The organism is Dyella sp. (assembly GCF_035685805.1).
GTDB lineage: Bacteria > Pseudomonadota > Gammaproteobacteria > Xanthomonadales > Rhodanobacteraceae > Dyella_A.
On record NZ_DASSAB010000015.1, the window covers coordinates 43740 to 65779 of the forward strand.

General features: G+C 65.2%; 18 protein-coding genes. 9 read left to right on the forward strand and 9 right to left on the reverse strand.

Annotated elements, in window-relative coordinates; all coding sequences use genetic code 11:
• Positions 1–53 precede the first annotated feature (53 nt).
• From VFG40_RS03360 to VFG40_RS03370, 3 genes are all read left to right on the forward strand, one after another.
• Positions 54–1139, forward strand: a complete 1086-nt coding sequence (locus tag VFG40_RS03360; RefSeq protein WP_324894894.1) for a M23 family metallopeptidase — start codon at positions 54–56, stop codon at positions 1137–1139.
• Positions 1140–1612: 473 nt separating this feature from the next.
• Complete coding sequence (locus VFG40_RS03365) at positions 1613–2557, forward strand: CPBP family intramembrane glutamic endopeptidase (RefSeq protein ID WP_324894896.1); 945 nt, start codon at positions 1613–1615, stop codon at positions 2555–2557.
• Between the two features lie 330 nt (positions 2558–2887).
• Complete coding sequence (locus VFG40_RS03370; protein WP_324894898.1) at positions 2888–4045, forward strand: lactonase family protein; 1158 nt, start codon at positions 2888–2890, stop codon at positions 4043–4045.
• A 282-nt stretch (positions 4046–4327) separates the two neighbouring features.
• Here the strand turns inward: VFG40_RS03370 and VFG40_RS03375 are convergent, their stop codons facing one another.
• Positions 4328–4825 carry a hypothetical protein gene (locus VFG40_RS03375; RefSeq protein ID WP_324894901.1) on the reverse strand — a complete coding sequence of 166 codons (498 nt, stop codon included), beginning with the start codon at positions 4823–4825 and terminating at the stop codon, positions 4328–4330.
• Between the two features lie 427 nt (positions 4826–5252).
• Here VFG40_RS03375 and VFG40_RS03380 point away from each other — a divergent pair, with 427 nt between their 5' ends.
• Complete coding sequence (locus tag VFG40_RS03380) at positions 5253–5519, forward strand: DUF4160 domain-containing protein (RefSeq protein ID WP_324894903.1); 267 nt, start codon at positions 5253–5255, stop codon at positions 5517–5519.
• The gene (locus VFG40_RS03385; RefSeq protein ID WP_324894905.1) at positions 5512–5781 is read left to right on the forward strand and encodes a DUF2442 domain-containing protein; all 270 of its coding nucleotides are present in this window, start codon (positions 5512–5514) and stop codon (positions 5779–5781) included. Before VFG40_RS03380 ends, VFG40_RS03385 begins: the two co-directional genes overlap by 8 nt.
• 57 nt (positions 5782–5838) lie before the next feature.
• On the opposite strand, the gene VFG40_RS03390 is transcribed toward VFG40_RS03385, so the two are convergent.
• From VFG40_RS03390 to VFG40_RS03405, 4 genes are all read right to left on the reverse strand, one after another.
• Complete coding sequence (locus tag VFG40_RS03390) at positions 5839–7386, reverse strand: XVIPCD domain-containing protein (protein WP_324894907.1); 1548 nt, start codon at positions 7384–7386, stop codon at positions 5839–5841.
• Positions 7387–7416: 30 nt separating this feature from the next.
• Entirely contained in the window at positions 7417–7866 is a 450-nt protein-coding gene (locus VFG40_RS03395; protein WP_324894909.1) for a lysozyme inhibitor LprI family protein, read from the reverse strand.
• Between the two features lie 474 nt (positions 7867–8340).
• Positions 8341–9360, reverse strand: coding sequence for a hypothetical protein (locus VFG40_RS03400; RefSeq protein WP_324894911.1), 1020 nt, complete (start codon positions 9358–9360; stop codon positions 8341–8343).
• Between the two features lie 48 nt (positions 9361–9408).
• Positions 9409–9735 (reverse strand): hypothetical protein, encoded by a 327-nt coding sequence (locus tag VFG40_RS03405; protein ID WP_324894913.1) that lies wholly within the window; start codon positions 9733–9735, stop codon positions 9409–9411.
• A gap of 184 nt (positions 9736–9919) precedes the next feature.
• On the opposite strand from VFG40_RS03405, the gene VFG40_RS03410 reads away from it, so the two are divergent.
• A complete protein-coding gene (locus VFG40_RS03410) occupies positions 9920–11893 on the forward strand; it encodes a winged helix-turn-helix domain-containing protein (RefSeq protein ID WP_324894915.1) in 1974 nt (657 codons plus the stop codon).
• Between the two features lie 91 nt (positions 11894–11984).
• Here VFG40_RS03410 and VFG40_RS03415 read toward each other — a convergent pair whose 3' ends face one another.
• From VFG40_RS03415 to VFG40_RS03425, 3 genes are all read right to left on the reverse strand, one after another.
• Positions 11985–12392, reverse strand: a complete 408-nt coding sequence (locus tag VFG40_RS03415) for a DUF1801 domain-containing protein (RefSeq protein ID WP_324894917.1) — start codon at positions 12390–12392, stop codon at positions 11985–11987.
• Positions 12393–12755: 363 nt separating this feature from the next.
• A complete protein-coding gene (locus VFG40_RS03420) occupies positions 12756–13106 on the reverse strand; it encodes a hypothetical protein (RefSeq protein WP_324894919.1) in 351 nt (116 codons plus the stop codon).
• Between the two features lie 38 nt (positions 13107–13144).
• Positions 13145–14911 carry an aspartyl protease family protein gene (locus VFG40_RS03425; protein ID WP_324894921.1) on the reverse strand — a complete coding sequence of 589 codons (1767 nt, stop codon included), beginning with the start codon at positions 14909–14911 and terminating at the stop codon, positions 13145–13147.
• A gap of 614 nt (positions 14912–15525) precedes the next feature.
• Here VFG40_RS03425 and VFG40_RS03430 point away from each other — a divergent pair.
• Both VFG40_RS03430 and VFG40_RS03435 read left to right on the forward strand, forming a co-directional pair.
• Positions 15526–16449 (forward strand): hypothetical protein, encoded by a 924-nt coding sequence (locus tag VFG40_RS03430; protein WP_324894923.1) that lies wholly within the window; start codon positions 15526–15528, stop codon positions 16447–16449.
• Positions 16450–17895: 1446 nt separating this feature from the next.
• On the forward strand, positions 17896–18834 hold the full coding sequence (locus VFG40_RS03435) for a sugar phosphate isomerase/epimerase family protein (RefSeq protein WP_324894925.1): 939 nt from the start codon (positions 17896–17898) through the stop codon (positions 18832–18834).
• Between the two features lie 122 nt (positions 18835–18956).
• On the opposite strand, the gene VFG40_RS03440 is transcribed toward VFG40_RS03435, so the two are convergent.
• Positions 18957–20954 carry a tetratricopeptide repeat protein gene (locus VFG40_RS03440; RefSeq protein WP_324894927.1) on the reverse strand — a complete coding sequence of 666 codons (1998 nt, stop codon included), beginning with the start codon at positions 20952–20954 and terminating at the stop codon, positions 18957–18959.
• Between the two features lie 205 nt (positions 20955–21159).
• Here VFG40_RS03440 and VFG40_RS03445 point away from each other — a divergent pair, with 205 nt between their 5' ends.
• The gene (locus VFG40_RS03445; RefSeq protein WP_324894929.1) at positions 21160–22038 is read left to right on the forward strand and encodes an ABC transporter ATP-binding protein; all 879 of its coding nucleotides are present in this window, start codon (positions 21160–21162) and stop codon (positions 22036–22038) included.
• The last annotated feature ends 2 nt before the right edge of the window (positions 22039–22040 follow it).

The window sequence follows — 22040 nt, forward strand, 5'->3', positions numbered from 1 at the left end:
GGCCGCGACCCCCTACCTTGGTCGCGTCCCTTTCGACCCGGTCCGGTGAACCCATGAAGTACGCCCTACTCCTGCTCGCCCTCCTGCCGGCCTTGGCCATGGCTGGCGAGGTCGACCTGGCTCAGCTACCTGCCCAGCCCCTGATCGAGGTGAGGGCGAACCAGCAAATCGTGAATTTCGACGTGCTGCTGACCAACAACACGGCCGAGGAACTCGAGGTCAGTCGTTACCAGCTGACTGTGCTCGGCCCCAAGGGCGAGATGGTGGCCCAGCGCCGGCTCGACACCAACGGCATGGGCATTCTGACGTTGCCCAACCGCGTGGTGAAGCCGGGCGAAAAGGTGGTCCTGTTCAACCCCCTGTACAGCTGGGGCAAGGATGTTCCGCTAGGAACCATGCGCCTGGACATCGCCCTCGACGCCGGCGAGACCTCGGAGAAAGTCCTCGCCACGCTCGATTTGCACCCGCGGCGCTACGAAAACCACGCGAAGCTGATCCTGCCCGTCACCGGTCGTACCTTTATCCATGACGGTCACGACTATGTTTCGCACCACCGGCGCCTCGACGTCACCGGAGGGATGGCCACCGCACTGGGCATCGACACCAACATGACCCGCTACGCCTACGACTTCGTGATCGTTGACGAGAAGGGGCGCATGTACCGCGGCGATGGCGAGAAGAACGAGGACTGGTACGGTTTCGGGACCCCGGTGGTAGCGCCCGCCGATGGCGTGGTGGTGGCGATGTCCGACGGTCAGCCCGACAACACCAAGTCGCACAAGGCGCTGAAGCTGTCGATGGAGGCCTTCATGGCCAACCACAACCTGCCGTTGGGCAACTTCGTGATCCTCGACCACGGCCACGGTGAGTTCAGTACCTTCGCCCACTTCAAGAACGGCAGCGTGGCGGTCAAGAAGGGCGAGCACGTGCGCCAGGGCCAGCAGATCGGCCAGATGGGCTTCTCGGGCGACGCCTTCCTGGTGCACCTGCATTACCAGCTGCAGCGTGACGCCAACTGGGGCGAAGGTCTGCCGTCCTACTTCTCCGACGTGGAGCGCTTCGACGGCAGCCGCTTCGTGCCGGTGGCGGACGGGCAGATCGACAGCGGGGATGTGGTGCGGTCGACGCGCAGGCCCTGACGCCTCGCACCATCCGAAGCCGGTCAGATGGAAGAAGAGGGGGCTCTGACTCCTTGTCGTCCAAGCAATTTGCTCGGCATGGTCGGAAGCAGTGGCCAGGTTCGCCTTTCGAAGGCGGGATCCGGTTCCCTCGTCGGCACACTGTCGCGGTTGCTGCATACCGTCGCGCGCAACTTCGTCGGTTTGTTCGCAACCGTTGCGAATCGACTAAGTGCGCCTTGTAGAGCCATTCCCACAGGGCGCCGGTATGTCCGTGCCGACCATGGGTCGAGGGTTTGACTGACCCCTGGTTGACTTGCCGATCCGCCCGCTCGCCTGGCGGCCCGTAGCGGTCGCGGTGCCGCGCGGATCGCCAGGTCCCTACGCAGTAGGCCGGCGACACCATCGTGACCATAGGCAGGGAGTGACTGATGCCACTGTGTCCTTGCTGCCGCGGTCGCCAGACTGCCGTCGTCCACTCTTCGGGAATCCTCATGTTCGTTTCTGACCGTCAGGTCGCTTTCGTCGCACCCGTCCATGCGCCCGCGTGGAAGCGCTGGTTGGTCCTGTCACCGCTGGCCAGGCTGGTGATCTTCCTGTTGGTCTTCCTGCCGATGGTCAAGCTGGTAACCATCTCCATGCATGCCCTGGGCTGGACGCACGGCGGCACGCCGCTGCAGGTGGGCCTGGGTCAGCTGGTTGGGCGCGTTGTGCCGGCGCTGGCGGCCTATCTGGTGCTGACCTTGCTGATCGAGCGCCGCACTCCGCAGGAACTGCTTTCGCGCACGGCGCTGCCGCGCTTGCTGGCTGGCCTGGCGGCAGGCGTGCTGCTGTTCAGCGCGATCATCGGGGTGCTTTGGCTGCTGGGCGCGTACCGCGTTGTCGGCGTGAACCCGCACGCACAGTGGGTGAGCGCGCTACTCATGGTGGGTATCGGCGCGGGCGTGGGCGAGGAGATCATGTTCCGTGGCGTGCTGTACCGCCTCGTGGAGGAAGGTCTTGGCAGCTGGGCGGCGCTGATCGTTTCGGGCCTGTTTTTCGGTGCCGCGCATATCGGCAACCCCGGCGCCACGCTGTGGGCGGGGCTGGCCATTGCCATCGAGGCTGGGATCCTGTTCGGGCTGGTCTTCCTCCTGACGCGCTCACTGTGGATCTGCATCGGGCTGCACGCGGCGTGGAACTTCACGCAGGGCACGGTGTACGGCGTTCCTGTGTCCGGCTTCGCGGCGGATGGCTGGCTGGTCTCGGTGCGCAATGGTCCGGCCTGGCTGACCGGCGGCGCGTTCGGCGCGGAAGCGTCGGTAGTGGCTTTGTGCCTGTGCTTGCTGGTCTCGGTCGTGCTGTTGAGGGTGGCGTTGCGCCACCACTTGCTGGTGCCACCGGCCTGGCGGCGGTCCGCGCGTCCGGAGGCGCCTCTTGTGGTTGCGACGCCAGCCTGACCCGGCCCTTGCGTCGGCCCCTGCCGACGCGGGGCGGGACGTGGTGGTTGCGATCGAAGCGGGTGCCCGCCGTCAGGTAGGGACGAATAGGGGCAAAGGGGGACGTGGCCAAAGTCCCGGGTTCCAAAACTGGGGGGCGGAGTGCACTTTCTCGGTTCTTCGCTTGGGAAAGTCGGCTCTGAGCCCTCCTTCTTTTGTTGACCCGGACGCGGGCTTGGCGCGGGCCAGGCATCAGTTGCCGCTGCGGCGCGTCGGTCGGTTAATCTCCATCGCTCATTCAAGCCCGCCCAGGCAGTCGCGATGCGCCTGCAGGTTTTGAGGAGATTCCCCATGCTGTTTTTGTTCCGGCTGATGGTGCTGGCCGCAAGCGCGCTGCCGTTTGTCGCCTCGGCGGCCACGGTCGATCTGCTGGTGGGCTCTTACACCACGGGCGAGCAGCCCGGCTTGTATGCGTTTCGGTTTGATACGGACAGCGGCAAGCTGGACGCCAAGCCGTGGCAGCAGCTGCGGCTGGACAACCCCTCCTGGCTGGTGCTTTCCGCGGATCAGCAGCGGGTTTATGTGGTGAACGAAAATGGGCCGGGCGCGCGCGATGCGGTGGGCCGCGCCACGGCGCTGGTGCTTGACGCACAGCACCGGCTCACGGTGCAGAACCAGGTCGCCACGCTCGGTGATGAGCCTACTTTCGCCAGCCTGTCCCCCGATGGCTGCTATCTGCTGGTGGCCAATTATTCGGTCCACACCGATCCCGGCGGCAGTCTGGCCGTGCTGCCGATTGCCAGCGACGGGTCGCTGCGCCCGGTGACCCAGCTTTCCACGTATCAGGCGAGCCACGTCGACAAGGTTCGGCAGCAGTCGTCGCACATCCATGCGGTGAACTTCGCGCCGAACGGCAAGTTTGCCTATGTGGCCGATCTCGGCGGGGATCGTGTGTATGCGTACCGCTACCTCCCCGCAGGCCATGCCGAACATCCGCTGCAGCCCGCGGCCACCGCATTCCTGTCACTGCCGCCGGGCAGCGGCCCGCGTCACCTGGTTTTCGACAAGGCCGGCAAGCACGCGTATCTGACCCTGGAAATGGCGGGGCAGGTTGCGGTGCTGGACGTGGGGGCCGATGGCGCGCTGACGCTGCGTCATGTGGTGAACCTCTTCGCGCCGGGCTTCAGTGGAAACCAGGGAGCTGGCGCCATCCATCTGTCTGCGGACGGCCGGTTCCTGTATGCCGTCAACCGCGGTACGGACAACCACATTGCCGTGTTCGCGGTGGGCAGCGATGGCGCATTGTCGCTGCTTCAACGGCGCTCCGCCGAAGGCCGCCAGGCCCGCGAATTCTCCATCGATCCCAGCGGGAAGTTCCTGCTGGTGGCCGTGCAGGGGGAGGATCACATTGCAGTGATCGCCCGCGACCCGGCCACCGGGCGCCTGGGCAAAACGCTGCAAACCGTCCCTCTTCGCGCGCCGTCGGATATCAAATTCCTGAGGCCATAGGCTCCCTGGCAGATAGGCGCGGAGATCAGCAAATGGGGTTGCAATGCAATGTCCTGCCACCGGGCAAAGACTGGGTGTCAGAGTGCACTGGCTCGGCCCTATCGCTTGGGATTTTCGACTCGCGCCGTTGCTTCTGTGCTGTTTCTGTCTGCTAACGCGGTCATCTTTCCGCCGTGGATAGGCGCGCTCTCCCTTCATGGCTTCGGGCGCAACGTCGAGCTGCCGGCCTAGCGACGTTGACGGGTTCGGACGAGCCTGGCCCCGTCGTGCCGCCCACGGGATTCAATCGCCGCTGTTGCCATCCGGCATCAGCAGCACCAGTGGTTCGCAGGCCGTCTCCGCACAGCCGAACCTGCGCAGAGTCTTGCCGCTTGTCCAGGTTGCGGTCGCCGCGGCGTTGATCTCGTACGTCCAAATCCTGCCCTCGGCCCGCAGTTCGCCGCTGATCGTGCACGGCAGCGAGTAGAACGCGTCTCCAAAGCCGTCGGGATATTCGCGACTAGCAGCGAAGAAGCGAGCCACCTGGTGGCGGTCCAGTACCCATGCCCGGCAGGAAGCGGCCATCGCCGGATCACCCGTCTTCCCAAGCGCTGGGACGTAGACCGGCGCGCCAACGCTCTCGACAACGATGTCTGTCGCGGCCGCCTCGTTGTGGCCGCCCGCGCTAGCGGGTCGGGCCTGTGGGTTGCTGCACGCGACCAGCAGCGGTATCAGGCAGGCACAGACCGTAATCCTGGCCCTGCGTTTTGTACGAGATGGTGTCGTGCTTGCAGATGTCATGGTCGTCGAGCCCGTATTCGCACTGCAGGATGCCGACCAGCTTTTTGATCGACGCAGTCTGTTCGGGGGTGGGTGCGTCCCATGTTTTTCCTGGTCGTGTCTTTCAAAAGTATGCGAACCGGCGGCTGTCATCGAATCCGGCCTTCCAGCACCGCCGCGCGTGCGGCGGTTTCATCTGACTGGCACTGATTGGCATCCAGAGTCGACTCTGCCCCCTGCTTCTTTGAAGGAGGCGGTCAAGACGCATAGCGTGGGGCAGATCAGCCATGCGTTGTATGACGTGGGTGGGGAGTACCGCAGGAACATGTAACGCCTACAAGGGCGCGAGCGCGATCCCTCTCCCGCGCGCGCGCGGGGAGAGGGCACGGTGAGGAAGGCAGCCGGCCGACATGGCCAGCAGGACGCCGCCTACCGCAAGGACCTCAACATGCCCGTCATCTCGACCTTCTTCGGCATCTATGTACGCAGGTACTTTGCCAATCATTCGCCGCCGCACATTCACGTCGAGTACCAAGGACACGAAGCTCTGGTCGCCATCGCCGATGGCGCGCTGATGGACGGTGAACTGCCTCGGCGCGCGCTGGCGCTGGTTCGCCAGTGGTGTCTCGACCATCGCCAGTCGCTGGAGCAGAATTGGACGAAAGCGCAGGCGTTGCAACCGCTCAGCCGCATCCCGGGAGCCGACCATGATTAAGCTCAAAGCTGTGGAACAAAAAGGCGACTATCGACTGCTGCTGCGCTTCTCCGACGGCACCGCAGGCACCTACGATTTCGCCCCGTTCATCGAAGCCAATACCCAGATGACGGCTCCCCTTCGCGACCCTCAGGCATTCGCGCAGTACTACATCGAGCTCGGCGCGTTGGCGTGGCCCAACGGGTTCGATCTCAGCGCCGTGTCGCTTCATCGGCGGCTGCAGGAAGCGGGTGATTTGCACAGGGATGCCGAGGCGGCCTGAGCAACTGATGGGTTCCTCAACTTTGCAGAAAGGCCCGGCATCGCCGGCCTTTCTCTCTTACCGCTGCATCGATGGCTGCGCTACCTGCGCATCCGCCGACTGCATCAACGGCGCGGGCGCCTGCACGTTCTGCATTCCTGGCACCTGAAACTGCGCCCAGTCCGTGCTGCTCTGCGCCAGTGGTGTGTTGACGCCGGTCACCACATCCACATCGGCGAACCGCCGCAGCGGCGAGTGAAGGTCGCCCTGCACGGCGATGGCGCGCGAGGCATCCTTGCTCAATAGCACCTGGTCGATCCGCTCCAGCCCTTCCTTGCGTGCCGCCACGGCCAGCGCGCCGGAGAGGTTGTAGCTGCGGAAGTCCGTGACGCGCCCTTGTACCTGGTCCAGCTGGCCCACGCCGGCCAGCGCCTGCTGGAACATCGGGTGGCCGGGGTGCTCGGATTGGTCGAGGGTGAGTGCGGTGAGGGCGGACTTTTGCAAGACGGCCTGCTTGAGGGCAGTGGCGGTGTCGTTGCCCACCTTGCCGTCGTGCTCGAGGCCGTGTCTGCGCTGGAAGTCTTCTACTGCGGCGCGGGTCGTTGGGCCGAAATCGCCGTCGTCCTTCAGCGGGCGGCCTTTGTGTTGATAGCCCAGTGCGGCCAGTTCGCGTTGCAGGGCGACGACCGCTTGGCCATGCGAACCCTGGTGCAGCACCGTATGGTGGTGGCTGCGATGCCCTTGCCCGATGGCCTTCAGCGCCTGCTCGATGTCCGGGTCGTTGGCCGACTTCAATGGGTTGAAGTTGGCGTCGCGCACCTTTGTATGTGCGCGGTCGATGGCGGCGGCCACTGTCGGGTTCTCGTGCGCCTCCTTGTACTGCTTGGCGATGGCCGCGGCCTTGGGTGCGTCGTACCAGTCGAGCCTGCGATGGATGTTGTTGGCGGTGGTGAGCACATCGCTGTAGTTGCCGCCGTCTTTGAGTACCTTCTCGTAGGTTTTCAACGCTCCCGGCATCTGGTTTGCCGTCTTTGCCAGGATGGCTATTGCCTCCAGACGGTGATCTTCCGGAATGTTCTTCCCGTGTTGGTCGAGCATGTCCATCGCGGTCTGCGTGGCGTTCTTAACTTGTGGGTAGTCAATGTTCTTGTGTATCCACTTTTCCCCCTCCTCGGACGATGCCCACGCATTGATGCTGTCGCGGGTGCCCGTGTCGATGAAGGCTAGGGTGCCGCGGTGCTTCTTGCCGTTGCCGTGGCTGAGTAGATCGGCGTGCAGCTGCGCATGGTCTTGGGTGAAGGGGAGGGCATGCGCTTTGGCATAGGCGGATGCCTGGCCAATGATCGCATCCACATACGTGCTCTCTCCCGGTTTGAGCGCGGCGTCATCGGTTGCGCCCAAGGCCCAGGTGCCGCGCTGGCCGAGATCCACCTGGATAGTTCCGATCGAATAGCCGGCGTTCGCCTTGATCCGGTCGGCGTGACCCCAGTTCGGATCGGACGTGCCGACGGTGATGCCGGCAATGCTCAAGCGGTAAGAGGCCGGGCCGCCTTCCGTTCCCCGACCCACCACAAAATAGGTGGCGCCGGACATGGCATCGACATCGTGCGTATCGAGGTTGGGCATGGTCTTCGTCCTTGAAGGCAGGGGAGGGGATTACTGCAGGTTCACCACAAACAGGTAGTCGTCCAGCGCATTGGCGCGCTCGCAGACGCGGAAGAGTGCATTTTCCGTAACTTGTAGGTTGCCGACGGCTTCGCTGCCGTAGACAGAACTCTCCAGCACGCCGTTGGCGTCCTGAAACTTCAGCCAGGCGCGTTCGGCTTGGATCAGTTGATCCTTGGCCTTGGGGTCGAGCTTGCTCAGGAGGGCCTTGTACGTAATGTTGAGGCGCTTGTCCTGGCGTGCTTGCTCGTCGGTCAGGCAATTGGCGGCAGCGTTCGTGTCGGAGTCGGCCTTGTCGACACAGGTATAGAAGGTGTCGGTGATGCCCGGCGGGGCATGGCGCTTGATGTCCTGGCTTCTGCTGTCCGTTGCGGTCGCGACGGTGGCCTGAGCCATAAGTACCAAGGCGAGCGGGAGGGTGAACGTTCTGATTGTCGGCATGCTGCGGCTCCTATCCTTGCGATCCTGACTTCCGAGGCGCAGGAGCCTATCATCGGGCGGCGGCCTGGAACGTGAGCGGGCTCGGGGATCGGCGTAAGGGAACGGCGCGAGGACGAACCGAGTGATCGAGACGACTTGGAAGGGCGCGGCGCTGGCGAGGAGGAATCAAGTCTTCCGAAGCGGCGGGTTAATTGGCCACGTCCCTTTTTTCGGCGCTGGAGAGTCTAAAGCGATTGCAGCAGACGGCGCCGGAGCGCCGGAACGTGTTCCAAAACGGGGTCAGGTTCCAAAACGGGGGCAGGTTCACTTACAGTCTTTTGAACAGCAACCGGCGATGAGTGGCGGGGAATTGGCTAATGAAATGCCTTTGCAGCCCCTTAACCCCGGTGGCCCCCGCGAAGGCAGTCACCAGGGGCGTCCAACTCGAGTGGCCACGCCCCCTTTTCTTGACGCTAGACGGTACTAACGCAAAGTTCAGTGCCCTCCGCCCCAGTGCAACTTGACGCGCCTGCTGACGTACACGTCACCCGGGTCGGCCGGCACCTGCGCAAAGTGCTTGCGACCGAAATACAGGCGGGTGCCGTCGGCGGACAGCGTGGCGCGGGTCTCCGCACCGTCCGTGGTGTTGACGGCGGGGTTGTCGATCGGGCCGCGCACCGTCCACGGCGAGTGGGTCGTCGGGCGCGTGGCGTACCAGATGTCCTGGTTGCGCGGATCGGCGCTGGCGCGGTTGCTGCTGAACACGATTTCGAGCCCGTCCCGGCGCACGTTCGGCATCAGGTCGGCGGCATCGCTGCTCAGCTCGGCCACGCGCACGCCAGGCCCGAAGCTGCCGTCGGCGCGCAGGCGGCTCATGTAGATGTCGTGGCTCTTGCTGTCGGGATAGCCGTCGCTGGAGAAGTACAGGAAGGTACCTTCGCGGGTGGTCACCACCGACGGGCTGTATTCCGACCCTTTGGTATTCGGCCCGCCGTCGGCATAACCGCCGAGGTTCACCGGCGTTGCCCAGCGGTGTTGACGATGCCACCACGGCCCATGCTCGTGCGCGTGGTGCTCGCGGGTCAGGAACAGGTCGCCGGCCGGCGGGCTGCCCGGAGGCGGCGGTGGCACCGCCTTGCACCCGACGCAGTCGTCGGCGTTCTGCCGCGAGCTGACAAACAGCAGCCACCCGCCGGGCAGCGGCGTCGGGCAATAGTCGGCGGCGGTGGGGGAGTTCACCGGTTCACCGAGGTTGGTGACGTTGTCCCAGTTGCGCATCAAGCCGTCCCACGTGGCACGCCATATATCCAGGCCGCCGTTGCGGGTGGACATGAAATACAGGTGCCGCCCGTTGGGTGACTCGATCGGGCAGCCTTCGGCCGCCGCGGTGTTGATGCCGGGTGCGGGCACCGGGTTGTCCCACGGCCCGTAATGGTGGCCGGGGTCATGGGCGGAAGCCGTGGCGGACAGGATGACGGCGAGGGCCATGGCGGACAGCGGGTACTTGCGGTTCATGCGTATCTCCTTGCGGGTGACGTGGGCTGACGCGGAAGGGGATGTCGCTCAGCGGGCTTGCTGCGCCACGGCGACAATGCGCGGCTCGCCTTGCGCAAGCGGATGCATCATCACCTGCACGCGATCGACGCCGCGCCGTTGGCAGGCGCGACCGATCCCGGCCATCAGCCGCTCGCGCGCGGCGTAGACCTGGCCGAAGTTGTGCAGCCCGGTCCACGCGCTGACCTGGCGTTGAGTGGGCAGGCGCGGGGCCGTGCAGTCGGCAACGAACTGGCTGACCCGCACCGACGGCAGCGTCGTCGCGCTTTCCTGGGCGAAGGCCGGTGCGTTGCAGGCCGCGAGCACGGCGGCTGCGAAGCGGATGCGGCGGTTCATGGTGAGCTCCCCGAGTGCATGCCGGCGGATGCCGGTGCGCTCAGGCTCGGGCAGGCGGCGTCGGGGGTCTTGATGCCGCCGTTGGAAAAACGCTGGACTTTGCTTGGAATCCTTGGGAAAACGTTGGGGCTGCCCTCAGCGCAAGGTTTCCCCGGGGGAGCGCTTCGCCCGCCACAGGACCGCCATGGATCCGTCCGCGCGCCGCCCGCTTGCCTTCGACGAGTCCACGATTGACTTCGCGGGCCAGCGGCTGCTGCGCAGCGGGGTCGAGCAGCCGCTGGAGCCCAAAGCCTTCGCCGTGCTGGCCCTGCTCGCCAGCGCGCCCGGCCGGGTCTTCACACGCGACGAGATCCTCGACGCGGTCTGGGGCCACCGCAGCATCACGCCTGGGGTGCTGAACCGGGTGATGACCCTGCTGCGGCATGCACTCGGCGAGGACGCACAGGCCGCGCGCTACCTGCATACCGTGCATGGCGTGGGCTACCGTTTCGACCTGCCCGGACCCGCGCCCGATGCACCGCCGCAAGCCGCGAAGGCGCCCGCGCCGGAAGCGCCGGCAGTGCCGGTGGAGCGGCCGATGCGTCGGCGTGCCAGCGATCGGCACACCATGGCGAGCACCGCGCTGTGGCTGCTTCCGCTGTTGGCAGTGCTCGCTTTCGCCGGCTGGGTCTGGTGGTCGCGCTCACTGTCCCTTTCGACACCGGCAGCGACACAGGCACCGGAACGCAGCATCGCCGTGCTGCCACTGGTCAACGCCAGCAACGATGCGCAGCAGCTGTACTTCTCTGACGGCCTGTCCGAGAACCTGATCGACGCGTTGTCCCGGTTCGGCGAGCTGAAGGTGATCGGCCGCACGTCGGCCTTCCGGTTTCGCGACAGCAAGGACGACAGCGCCACCATCGGCCGCAAGCTGGGTGTCTCCTACCTGCTGGCCGGCAGCGTGCAGCGCGCCGGCGACGTGGTGCGCGTGAATGCCTCGCTGACCAGGGCGTCCGACGGCAGCACGCTGTGGGCGGAGCATTACGATCGCCCGTACAAGAACCTGTTCGCCCTGCAGGACGAGATAGCTCAGGCCGTTGCCAATGCGTTGCAGGTGAAGCTGCTGTCGCCGGACACGGCCGTGCGGCCGAGTGACCGCCCGCCCAGCGGCAACATCGATGCCTACAACGCCTATCTGCGAGGCCTGAAGTACTGGCACGATCAGGACTTCCCGCAGGCCGCCGAGTACATGACCCGGGCCGTGCAGCTCGACCCGGCCTACAGTGTGGCCTGGGCGCACCTTTCCGGCTCATGGAGCACGGCGGCCGCTTTCGCTGACGAAGACCCCGCGGTGGCCAGCGAGCACATGCGTCAGGCGCGGGTGGCGGCAGACAGGGCGTTGCAGCTGGCGCCCGGGCTGGGCTCGGCGCATGCGGCACGCGCCTACCTTGCGTTCTACGGCTTTGATCACCGGGGTGCCTTGGCCGAGTGCCGCCGCGCCGTGCAACTGGCGCCGGCCGATGGCATGGTCCTCAACGGCTGCGGCTATGTGCTGGGCGGCATCGGGAAGCTGGACGAGGCGATCCACCTGCGCGAGCGTCTCGTGTCGATCGAGCCGCTGTTCGCGGTCAACTATTACCGATACGCCGAGTTGCTCGTGGCGACGGGTCAGCTGGACCAGGCGACCAAGTACCTGAATATCGCCAGGGGCTTGTCGCAGTCGACCTCATCGCTGCCACACGAGTTGATGTATGTCGCCATCGCGCGCGGCGATCTCCAGGCCGCGCAAGAGGTTGCCCGCAACCAGCCTGCGCCGTGGCGGGAGATGAACCTGGCGATTGCGATGCAGATGTCCACGGATCGAGCGGCGGCGGATGCCGCGCTGAGCAAGGTGCTCGCCGACAAGCTCTGGGAGAAAACCAGCCCGTACCTGATCGCACAGGCGTACGCGCTGCGCGGCGACGCGGAGCAGACCGTGGCATGGCTGCAGCGTGCGCCGGCCCGCGACGTGCTGTTCCTGCTGGCCGATCCGCTCATCCTGCGCCTGCGCGACGAGCCGCGCATGATCGCCTTCTGCCAGAAGGCCGGCCTGCCGCCGATGAGCGAAAGCGAGGCGTTGAGCATCGACCAGATCCGCGCCGCTGACGGCATCCGGATGAAAGGGGGCTTGCCAAGGTGAATCCGGCCCTGCTCGGGCGGCAGGCAGTCTGACTGACCTGGCTAGTCGCGAGCGCCATCGCAAAGCGTGGGAAGCGGCCTGCCTCGTGTCCTCACTTCTTGGTCGGCCGCTTCCCCACGCCCGGCTTCGCAGTGATCTGGCGCATCCACGCCACGGTCTGGTGTTCGTCCATGTCCTCGAGCGAGACCAGCTCCACGCCACGAGTGGCTTTGCCCATCGCCACGGGCGTCACCGGCGGCACCGGGTCCAGTGTGATGCCGTTGACGAACATCAGCTTCACGTGGCCGGCGAAGGCGCCACAGCTGAAGCACCAGCCGTCGCCCACGCCGTAGTACGCCATGCCCCATTTCACGCTGCGCTGCAGGCCGGGCAGGGCGTCGGCGGCGAGCTGGTCGATGCGTTCGGCGATGCCGCGCTGCGGTTGCGGCAGGCTGGCGATGTAGGCGAACACCGGCTTGTCGCCGACGGCTGCCCTGGCCTGGCTCGCTTTGCCGTTCATGGCTTCGGGGAGCGCTATGCCGGCAGGGGTACCTTGCGTGCCGGGTCCGCGCGCATTGGCGGCCGCCGACTGCGCAGGCTTTGCTGACTTTCGGGTCGCCATGGGTGCACTCCGGACGGCTAGTTTCTCGCTGTACGACGATCAGGCGCCGGCTGGATCGACACGCGTGAGAGGCCAGTGGCTGCCTTGTGCTGGTGCTGCCGGGGCGGCTTGTGATCGTGTGATCCAGATGCGACGAGCAGGCAGCTGGAGGCGACCATCCACCTGGAAGGAACGTGACCAGTCACATCCGCGACGTCGTCGCGCCCCGTCACCTGGGTGAAGCCGCGCCGCAAAGCGGCGTCGGCTTGAAAGTGCCAAGCCTCACCGCGCGGCCAGTTGCGCAACAAACGACCGCATGAGCTCGACCCCTTCGCTACCGCAGTACTCGCCGGACTGTTGCGGCGGAAACTCTCGCGGGAGCGCCGCACATCTTGCCCGGATCTTCTCCAGGGCTGGGTCGGCAATACGCCCGCCACAGATGAAATCATCCCATTCTCTGTGACTGCCGGTGCCCTCCACGAATGCGCGGATCGTGGAGGCCACGTCGCCTGGAGCGCGCCGACGGGGCTTCGCCACCAGACCCGCGACGGCAGCGCCAACGACGAGAAACGGCAGCAGCAGGAACGAAAGAATGGGGTGGTGCTCGCCGAAGGGCTGCTGACGAACTTTCATGTGAGGCCGTCCCCCTGATTTCTTGCCTGCTTGCGTGCCTAGGGCGCGGCCGCCGCCAGTCCATACTTCGCGGCCAGTGTCGCTATGTCCGGATCGAGCGCGCGGGCAGCCGCCAGATCCGCGCGGCCTGCTTCCGTCTGGCCACTGTGGATCTTCGCCAGGCCCAGGCCATAGCGTGACCACGCGGACTTCGGCTTTTGGGCGAGCGCCTGCTGGTACGCCTTGATGGCATCTGCATCGTGGCCGAGTCGCAACTGCACCAGGCCGAGACTGTCGAGGTAAGCCGGTTGTTCGCCGTCGCGACGAATCGCCTTGCGGCAATCCTTCAGTGCCGCGTCCAGCATCTGGTTGCTCAGGCCGCGCGCCCGGCAGCGCTCGCTGAGCGCCCAGCCCAGCATCGCATCACTCCTGTGCATGCGAATCCACTCGTCGAGAATGGGCAGGGCTGCCGCGGGTTGATTCAGGTGTTCGACGTACAGCTCAGCCACGAAGCGTGCCTGCGTTGATCCTGCGGGTGCCAGGGCGCTTGCCGCGGTCACGTCGGCAGTCGCCCCTGCAAGGTTTTCGTGCGCAAGGCGCATGACGGCGCGCAGCAGCAAGCTGTCGACGTTCTTCGGGTCCAGGCCGAGCGACGTGTCCAGATCGGTGAGCGCCGCATCGGGCTGCTCGTTCTCTGCATGCGCGCGGGCGCGGGCGGCGTAGTAGTCAGCTTGATCGGGTGCCAGGGCGATCGCCTGGTCCAGATCGGCGATGGCGGCCTTCGGCTTGCCGCGCGACAGGTTCGCCACACCACGCCGCGCGTACTCGGGTGCGGTCGCAAGCGCGGCGGTGCTGACGCCAGCAGCGCCGTCGGCACCGGACTTGCCCTTGTCGTCCGGTGCCTCGGCAAAGGAAAACACCCGCCCGCCGTTGTAGGTGAAATAGATCTTTCTCTGGCTGTTGGCGATGTACATGCGGTGGGCGAGGAAAAAATCCACGCCGAGCAGCATGTCGGTATCGCCCATGTCCTCATCCAGCACCACCATCTTGCTGTGCTGGATGGTTTCCGTACCGACAGAATAAGCGTCGATGGGGACTATCCAGGTTTTGACCGACTTGCCGCCAATGCCGATGGCGTGGTCATCCGTGGCGTCGGATTCCTTCAGGTCGATGCCGACGCGCTCGGCGGCTCGGCGTGTGAGCGAGGTGGCGTAGGCCCCCGAATCGAGCAGGGCACGCAGCCGTTTGCCGTTGATGGTCACTTTGACAAACGTGCGCTGATCCCGCTCGGCGGCGGGCGAGTCCATGTCGACGACTTCGGAACTGGCGCCCTTGGTCCAGTACGCCATGGCGGCGTTCTTGCAGTCGTGCGGCTTGAAAAGGGTGAGCTTGCCGTGCGCGAGATCGGCCTCCAGGTCGGCGACATCGAGCAGATTGGCCCCAATCACGCCATGGCCCAGATCCGTGCCGCCAACGATGAAAGCCACGCGCTTGAAGGTGGTGTCGAGCACCCCGAACGACTTGACCTCGGCGACATCAACGCCGACCGAGCCTCCCAAACCTTCCATGCGCAGCTCGAACGGTGCCGGCCGCAACCTGAGCCCCAGCGACAATGCATTGGCACGCGACATGAAGTTGTAGGTGGCCCCGGTATCGAGGACAAAGCGCGTATCGCTGCCGTTGACTTTCGCCATGGTCGTGGCCTGACCATCGAGCATTTCCACCGGCAGCGTGCCGTAGGCCCCCAAGCGGCAGCCGTCCGCCCATGCCTGCGATGCCAGCAGACCAAGGATGCCCAGGCAGCCCAGGCGCAAAATCCCTTTCATTGTCGCCCCCTTGCGTGCCGAGGCCGCGAATGCGGGCCCCCGATCGAGCGCCGGCTGGTGCGGGCACTCAGCGGATGATGGCGAAAGTGCCTGAGCGGCTCAAGGAGTGCTTTGGCTAGATACCCGGGGGAATGGTGTCAGAAAAAAAATGGATCGGACTGCGCCTCTGCGGAGATCGGCTCCAATCGTTTTGTCCGGTGCGTGACGCGGGCGGGTTGCCTCCGAACGGGCCGATGTCAATCACGTACGCGGCTTTGGGTGGCCTCTACTTGTAGGTAAGACACTGTCGGATGGTGAGCCTGAAACCGCACCGCCGGTGTCGCCGTGGGTAACAGATGTCGGCACTTATCAGCTTCGGGTCGCGCAAGTCATCGGTCGGGACGTAGGCAGCGCCGGGTCGCGGGAGATCTTGAGCTCGCACGCCGCGCGGGCGTCGACTGGGCGCGCCGACGTATCGAGTGCGCTGTCTCACGTTTGAGCGGATTGATACATCGCTGCGGTTTCTCTGGCGAACATCCCTGTGCGAGGATCGTGTGCCTTTTATGGCCTCCAAGAGCGCAGGGCTACCCCAGCCTGTCCTCCTCCAAAGCCGACTTGCTGATCGAGATCGAACATTGAAGAAACTCATTCGTCACCTTTTTATGGGTGCTGGCGTGGTCTTGGCTCTTCTCGTGGTCTCGATCACCGGCCTTTATTTGCTTGGCAAATATTCCGAATCACATCCCCGCATGGCCTGTTACGGATCGGAAGACTTTGTTGCGTTGAGATCAAAAATGAAGGAGATGCTGGAGAGCGGAAACATTGATGGCGCCGTGGTCGAGCGCGAAAGTCCGACGATTCAAAAGGCGCTGGACCTGTGTGCTCTCGGCAAAAAAAACGAGTCCAGGGCGTTGCTCATGGGCGTGTTGATGGATGCGGCGTTTCAAAGTGACGAAGTGTATGCGCGCAAGGTCAATGGCACGTCGCGAGCCGACGGCAAATCAAGAACAGCTAAAAAAGGAACTCCCCACGGCGATCCTGATCACCCGAGAGAAACCCGGCATCCTTTGAAGCGTTATGAGCTGATCGCGAAAGCGAAAGCGCCCGGTTCATGGGAGTCTGTGACGGGGCAGCTGACTTTTGTTGTCAACAGTGAATGTGTACCTGAGGGTTTCCACAGCAGGGGCTGGTTGGTGCCGAATGTCGCCTACAGTTTCGCAATGAAACGTACCGACGACGACACCTGGAAGGGATATTTTTATCGTGACGCATTGCAGGACGAAAACTACTTCGGGCTGGGTACGTGCCACTGGGACGCGGCCCATGTCGCCGCAAATTTTACTGTGCACGGCACAGCGTTTCACCAACTTGCGATGCTGTATTTCGGTGAGGCCGCTACCTTCGAGGAAAAAGAAAGTTACTTCTTGAAGAGCGAGTTTCTGAAGGCGCAGCCTGATCGCAGTGAGGTAATGGGCTTCTCCCACTACGATCCGGACACCAGCGCATATCCCGAAAGGTATTTCACCATCTCGGCGCGGGTGCAGAAAGCTGCGCAATGAAGGGGCTTTGGGATGATCGGGGCGAAAAATCGCGGGAAAACACCAAGCCAGCCGTGGGTGCGCCGTCTCGCCTCGCAGTAACCGCACAAATCAGGCCACCCGCGTGCTGTCGTTCTATCTGCCGGAGGCAGTGACTGCGAGTTGGCTGAGCTAGAGATTGGTCGACGGCTGGTATCCGCGGCTATACGGGGGAGCAGGAACAGCGGCTACCTGGCACTTGTTCGGGAGCCTGCTCCTGATCGCTCTTGAGTGCGCGGTTCAAAGGCGGCTCGTTCTTCGCGGGAGCCGAGGGCGGCCAGACTCTCCGCTCCTAAATCTAGTTGCCGCTGCTGTCGTCCGGCATCAGCAGCCCCAGCGACTCGCGCGCCGCGTTCGTACAGCCAAGCCTGCGGACTGTCTCGCCATCGATCCCGGTCGCGGTCCCCGCAGCGTCGATATCGCAGGCCAAATCCTGCCGTCGGCCTGCAGTTGGCCGACCACGCACATTTTTTTGTGCGGCTGTCGACAAGGCGCTCGCTGGCGAGGCCGCGCAGGCAACAGCCAGCAACCAGGCGAAGCAGTCGCCGACAATCTCGTTGAGGACCGCCCCGCGAGGATACGCAGAGGTGCGCCGATTGAAGGCAGTGAAGGGCCCGGAGAGCCCTTTTGGAATGGGAACTTCGATCCATCGGCAAAGCAGATGAGGTAGTCGCGCTGGGATGTAGCGGTTGCTCAAAGGACGCCAGGCGTTGCCGCTGTTTTGGTCAACGGCCGCGTGCTGGCCTCCAGCGACTCTACGCGTTCTGCGGTCTCATCCAGTCGGCATGCGTTGGCATCCAGCAGCGCCGATGTGCCGTGCTGCCAGCGAGACCAACCCGTCTTCCATTTCCGTGCACGATAAACGGTGCCGTCCATGTGGCACGTCGGGCTTTGTTCCACCCCGGCTATCCCGCCGCTCCGGAGCACGACGAACAGTTCAAGCACCCATACGCTCTACAGTGACGTGGCGCCTGGACCGCCGTTTGAGTGCTCTGGTTGTCCAGGTGACTTAGCAACGCCTGCAGGTTTCACGCAGCCGCGCGTTCGGGTGGGCGAGCGCCACGTCGGCACACTAGCGGGACGACCCGTGTCGAGACGTGGGCTGCTTTGCACATCCGGTCCTGGATACTGACCGCGGGGGACCAGCACTGAGTTGGCGCGTCAGCATCGGCGTCGTTGCCGGCCGCGGGTAGGTGCTGGCCGCATCTACCTGTCGCAAATGGACAAAGAGCCGACGCCGATTCGTTCGGTTGATATGGTCACCAGTCCCGCGCGGCGGTACGTTCGACCTCGCCGAAAGCGCGTTGCAGCCGGGTTGCTTGTCGTGCGCCGATCGCACCTGGCAATCATCAGGTGCGGCGGACCCTGGCGAGGCAGAGCATCTTTTGATTCCGCGGCTTCGAACCGGTACCACAACGAGGACGAACGATGGACAAGTCGCGACGTGATTTCGTCGGTGCTGGGTTGGGGTTCGGGTTGGTGGCGCTGGTGGGCGGGCCGGCCCTGACCAGGGCGGCATTTGCTGGGCGTGCGGCGCGCGGCGCGCCGGCGCATTTTCCGGTCGGCGTGCAGTTGTGGTCGGTCGATGCGCAGATGAAGAAGGATGTGCCGTCCGCGCTCGCAGCGATCCGGCGCATCGGCTATCGGCAGGTGGAGGCGGCGTCGCTTCATGGCCTGGCTCCCGATGCGTTTCGCCGGGCCCTGGATGAAGCGGGCCTCGTGTGCGGCTCCGCGCATGTGTCGATGACCGAGCTGATGAAAGACATGGCGGGCGCGGTGGCGCAGGTTCGCGACCTGGGCGCCGACTACCTTGTCTGTTCCGCGCCGCAGCCGGATGGGCCGTTGCCCGCCGGTGTCGCCTGGATTCCCGCCATGCGCCAGGCGATGACGCGCGAAGCCTGGAAGCGCAACGCCGACCAGCTGAACATGGTGGCGACAAAGGCCGCGGCGGCGGGCTTGCGCGTTGGGTACCACAATCACCCATTCGAGTTCGCCACGTACGACGGCGCGGTCGGGTGGGAACTGTTGATCGAGCGCACCGAGCCGTCCTTGGTGAGCTTCGAACTCGATTGCGCCTGGGCGGCTGCCGGCGGCCGTGATCCAGCCGCTGTCCTCCGCCAGCACGGCCATCGCATCCGGCTGCTGCACCTGAAGGACCTGGCCCGGAAGCCGACCTTGGGCACGACGCACAACGACGACACGACCTGTGCCGTCGGCAGCGGCGTCATCGACTGGAAGGCCGTGCTGGAAGCGGCCGCCGACGCACGCATTGTGGCTGGTTATGTCGAGCAGGAGCCCCCGGTCAGTGCGATCTATCGCGACCTGGAAAAAAGCCGCGACTATCTGGCCGAAAGGATGGGCGGCTGACGAGGGCGCCAGACCGCGCCTTCGGCTCCATCAGCCCGGCGCTTCCCGCTGGCATGGGCACCGGGGGAATCCGCAGCGGTGTCGGCGTGCGGCGCATGCCCCGTGTCCAAGCGGTGCGTCTTCTACTCTGGTGTCGCTTGCGCCTCGGCAAGGATGAGCAGGGTTGCCGGATCCCTGGGGCGCAGTTTCAGCGTGGCCTCGGCTTCGCGCACCGCACCGGGTTTGTCGCCACTGGCCAGCAGCGTGGCCGCCAGGTCGCGCCGCACCGGATACCAGAAGGCCGGCGGGTCGGAGAAGCGCTGGAAGTCGGGGGTTTCTTCCATCGTCGCCCCTTCGCGATACGCCGCGATAGCGTCCGACCAGCGACCCTCGAGCACGGCGATACGGCCCCTCAGCACGGCGCGGGTGATGCCAAGCAACTGCTCCGGCGCGCGCCCGCCGTCGTCGACCTTGCCTTTGACCAGCGTGGCCGGGATGGCGTCCAGTTCGGCTTTTACGCCGGCCACATCTTTTTCATAGGCAAAGGCTTCGCCGCGGGCAAAGTGCCAGGCGGCCTTGAGGTACGGCAGCTTGGGCTCCTTCAGGGCGAGCACGGCCAGCGGATCGTCGAAGCGGGCCACTGCGAAATAGCCTGCGGCGGAATACAGCTGGATGAAAGGCGATCCCTTGCCGCGGTTCTGGGCGTTGTCGATGAGCGGCCGCGCGAGCATCAGCGCCGCGCGCGAATCGCCCGCCATCATCGCTCCGCCCACGCCGAAAATGACGTTGTGCGCGTGATAGGGCAGTTCGAACGCACCGCCGTGCTCGGGGTAGCCCAGCCGCGCGGCGTTGGCCTGATCGATCTTTACCGCGCGCACATTGGCGTCGGCGGCGTCCTGATAGCGGCCCACCCAGTACCAGGTGTGCGACGGCATGTGGATCAGGTGGCTGGCGGCGGGTGCAAGCGCGGTAAGGCGGTCGGCGTAGGGCTCGGCCATCGCGGAGCGGCCCGCGGTTTCGCTGGCATGGATATAGAAATGGATGGCCGCCACGTTGTCGGGTGATCGGGCCAGCACCGGCTCGAGCAAGGTCATCGCCTTGAGTCCGGCTGGCTGGCGCTCCTCGTGCTTGGTCGGGGCGATCAGCACGGCATCGGCCGCCAGCACGTTGATGGTGTCGTCGGCCGGGTAGCGGCGGGCGAGCCGCGTCATGGCGTCGGCGTAGTTTCTGTCGCGCCTTTCGGTGTTGCCGCGGCGAAAGCGTGTGACAAGCGCATGGGTCAAGTCGCGCTCACGCGTGCTGCCATGCGCGCGTGCGAGCTTTTCGGCGCGGCGCGCCAGTTTCAGGAGGCCGACGCGCTCCTTCGCATGCTTGTCGTAGTTGAGCGTGGGCCCGGACGTATAGGCCAGCCCCCAGAGACACATGGCGCACGCGGGGTCGAGCCGTGTCGATTCCTTCATCGCCGCCATCGCGGCCTTGTGTGCAAAAGCGAACGCCAGAACCATGCCGTTGGTGAAGTAGGCCTGCGCCTGCGCACTGTCGGTGGTGATGGGGTAGTCGCCGTTGCCGTAGCCCTCCAGCAGCGTCGGGCGCGTGTCGCCGGCGTGCAGCGCGGGCGCCGGCGCGTGCGTGTTCGGGTGGATCGCTTCGGAGGCGGGCGAGGGCGGTCCGTGATCCTGGCCGGTGTTCCCGGCCACTTGCGTGGGGCTCGTCGCCGCGCGGGTCGCGTGCTGGAGCGCTTGTGGCGCTGCGGTAATGCCACCTGCCGCCAGGCTCATCACTACCAGGCAAGAAGCGATCACGCACGGCTTCGTCATGAGCGTCATTGGATTTCGCCACCCGTTCCTATGGCTTCTGCGTCGGGCTGAAAAACACCCTGCAAACCGTGAATCACCGGGACGCACAGTACATGCAGTACAGCCCGAGGGCATGGCGCGCCACCAGATCCCGTCCCGTGCGTCGCCCGCACGCGGCGGTGGTAATCCATCGGCAAACACGCCTGCAGTGCTGCGGGCCGGTCGCGAGAGGCTTTGCGGAGCAGCACGTCTGACGTGCTGCTTGGCTGGATGTATCGGGAACGATCGCCGCCGCGCCGAGGCAGCGGGTGACGAACCGGGTCCAGCGAGCGAGGTTCGTTTCACTGGCCCCAGCCATCCTGTTGCTCCGGGGCGGCCCGGGCATTTCGAGGGTGACCACGCGCGACGCCATCACGGCAGGGCGCCGGGGAGGGGCAGGACGGAAAGCCATGCCTCAGGACTTTCCGCGTGACCTTCGGCACTGACATGGTGTAATAGACATGTACAACAGTGCGTCGGCGCGATAGGCGGCAAATCCAGGGGAAGCAGGGTGTTGCAGTTAACCAACGTAGGCCACGTCTACGACAACGGGACCCGCGCGCTGGACGGGGTCACGCTTACGATCCCGCGCGGCATGTTCGGGCTGTTGGGCCCGAACGGTGCCGGCAAGTCGACCCTGATGCGCACGGTGGCCACCCTGCAGGCGCCGACCGAAGGCCAGATCCGCTTCGGCGACATCGACGTGGTCGCCGATCCCCAGAAGCTGCGACGCACGCTGGGCTACCTGCCGCAGGATTTCGGCGTGTACCCGCGCGTGTCGGCCCACACCATGCTCGACCACATGGCGGCATTGAAGGGCATCGCCACCGCGGGCGAACGCCGCGAAACGGTGGAGAAACTCCTGCAACAGGTGAACCTCTGGAATGTGCGCAACAAGGCGCTGGCCGGCTTCTCCGGCGGCATGCGCCAGCGCTTCGGCATCGCCCAGGCGCTGATCGGTAACCCGCGGCTGATCATCGTGGACGAGCCGACTGCCGGACTCGACCCGGAAGAGCGCAATCGCTTTCTCAACCTGCTGGCCGAGATCGGCGAGACCGTGGTGGTGATTCTCTCCACCCACATCGTCGAGGACGTCGCCGACCTGTGCCCGCAGATGGCGGTACTGGCCGCGGGCCGCATCCAGCTCCAGGGCGCTCCGCACGACCTGATCCGCGCCACCGACGGGCGGATCTGGAAAAAGACCATCGGGCGCGACGAACTGGACGCGTGCAAGACCCGCCACCACGTCATCGCGACCCGGCTGTACGGCGGCCGCACGGTCGTGCACGTGCTGTGCGACGCCGATCCGGGCGACGGCTTCGTGGCCCAGCCGGGCGATCTGGAAGACGTCTATTTCGCGACGCTCGCGCAACCGCGACGCGCGGCCTGAGG

Excerpts from the sequence above, each read along its gene's own strand:
- VFG40_RS03360 (WP_324894894.1), top strand. The coding sequence starts at position 54 with ATGAAGTACGCCCTACTCCTGCTCGCCCTCCTGCCGGCCTTGGCCATG.
- VFG40_RS03365 (WP_324894896.1), top strand. The coding sequence starts at position 1,613 with ATGTTCGTTTCTGACCGTCAGGTCGCTTTCGTCGCACCCGTCCATGCG.
- VFG40_RS03370 (WP_324894898.1), top strand. The coding sequence starts at position 2,888 with ATGCTGTTTTTGTTCCGGCTGATGGTGCTGGCCGCAAGCGCGCTGCCG.
- VFG40_RS03375 (WP_324894901.1), bottom strand. The coding sequence starts at position 4,825 with ATGACATCTGCAAGCACGACACCATCTCGTACAAAACGCAGGGCCAGG.
- VFG40_RS03380 (WP_324894903.1), top strand. The coding sequence starts at position 5,253 with ATGCCCGTCATCTCGACCTTCTTCGGCATCTATGTACGCAGGTACTTT.
- VFG40_RS03385 (WP_324894905.1), top strand. The coding sequence starts at position 5,512 with ATGATTAAGCTCAAAGCTGTGGAACAAAAAGGCGACTATCGACTGCTG.
- VFG40_RS03390 (WP_324894907.1), bottom strand. The coding sequence starts at position 7,386 with ATGCCCAACCTCGATACGCACGATGTCGATGCCATGTCCGGCGCCACC.
- VFG40_RS03395 (WP_324894909.1), bottom strand. The coding sequence starts at position 7,866 with ATGCCGACAATCAGAACGTTCACCCTCCCGCTCGCCTTGGTACTTATG.
- VFG40_RS03400 (WP_324894911.1), bottom strand. The coding sequence starts at position 9,360 with ATGAACCGCAAGTACCCGCTGTCCGCCATGGCCCTCGCCGTCATCCTG.
- VFG40_RS03405 (WP_324894913.1), bottom strand. The coding sequence starts at position 9,735 with ATGAACCGCCGCATCCGCTTCGCAGCCGCCGTGCTCGCGGCCTGCAAC.
- VFG40_RS03410 (WP_324894915.1), top strand. The coding sequence starts at position 9,920 with ATGGATCCGTCCGCGCGCCGCCCGCTTGCCTTCGACGAGTCCACGATT.
- VFG40_RS03415 (WP_324894917.1), bottom strand. The coding sequence starts at position 12,392 with ATGAACGGCAAAGCGAGCCAGGCCAGGGCAGCCGTCGGCGACAAGCCG.
- VFG40_RS03420 (WP_324894919.1), bottom strand. The coding sequence starts at position 13,106 with ATGAAAGTTCGTCAGCAGCCCTTCGGCGAGCACCACCCCATTCTTTCG.
- VFG40_RS03425 (WP_324894921.1), bottom strand. The coding sequence starts at position 14,911 with ATGAAAGGGATTTTGCGCCTGGGCTGCCTGGGCATCCTTGGTCTGCTG.
- VFG40_RS03435 (WP_324894925.1), top strand. The coding sequence starts at position 17,896 with ATGGACAAGTCGCGACGTGATTTCGTCGGTGCTGGGTTGGGGTTCGGG.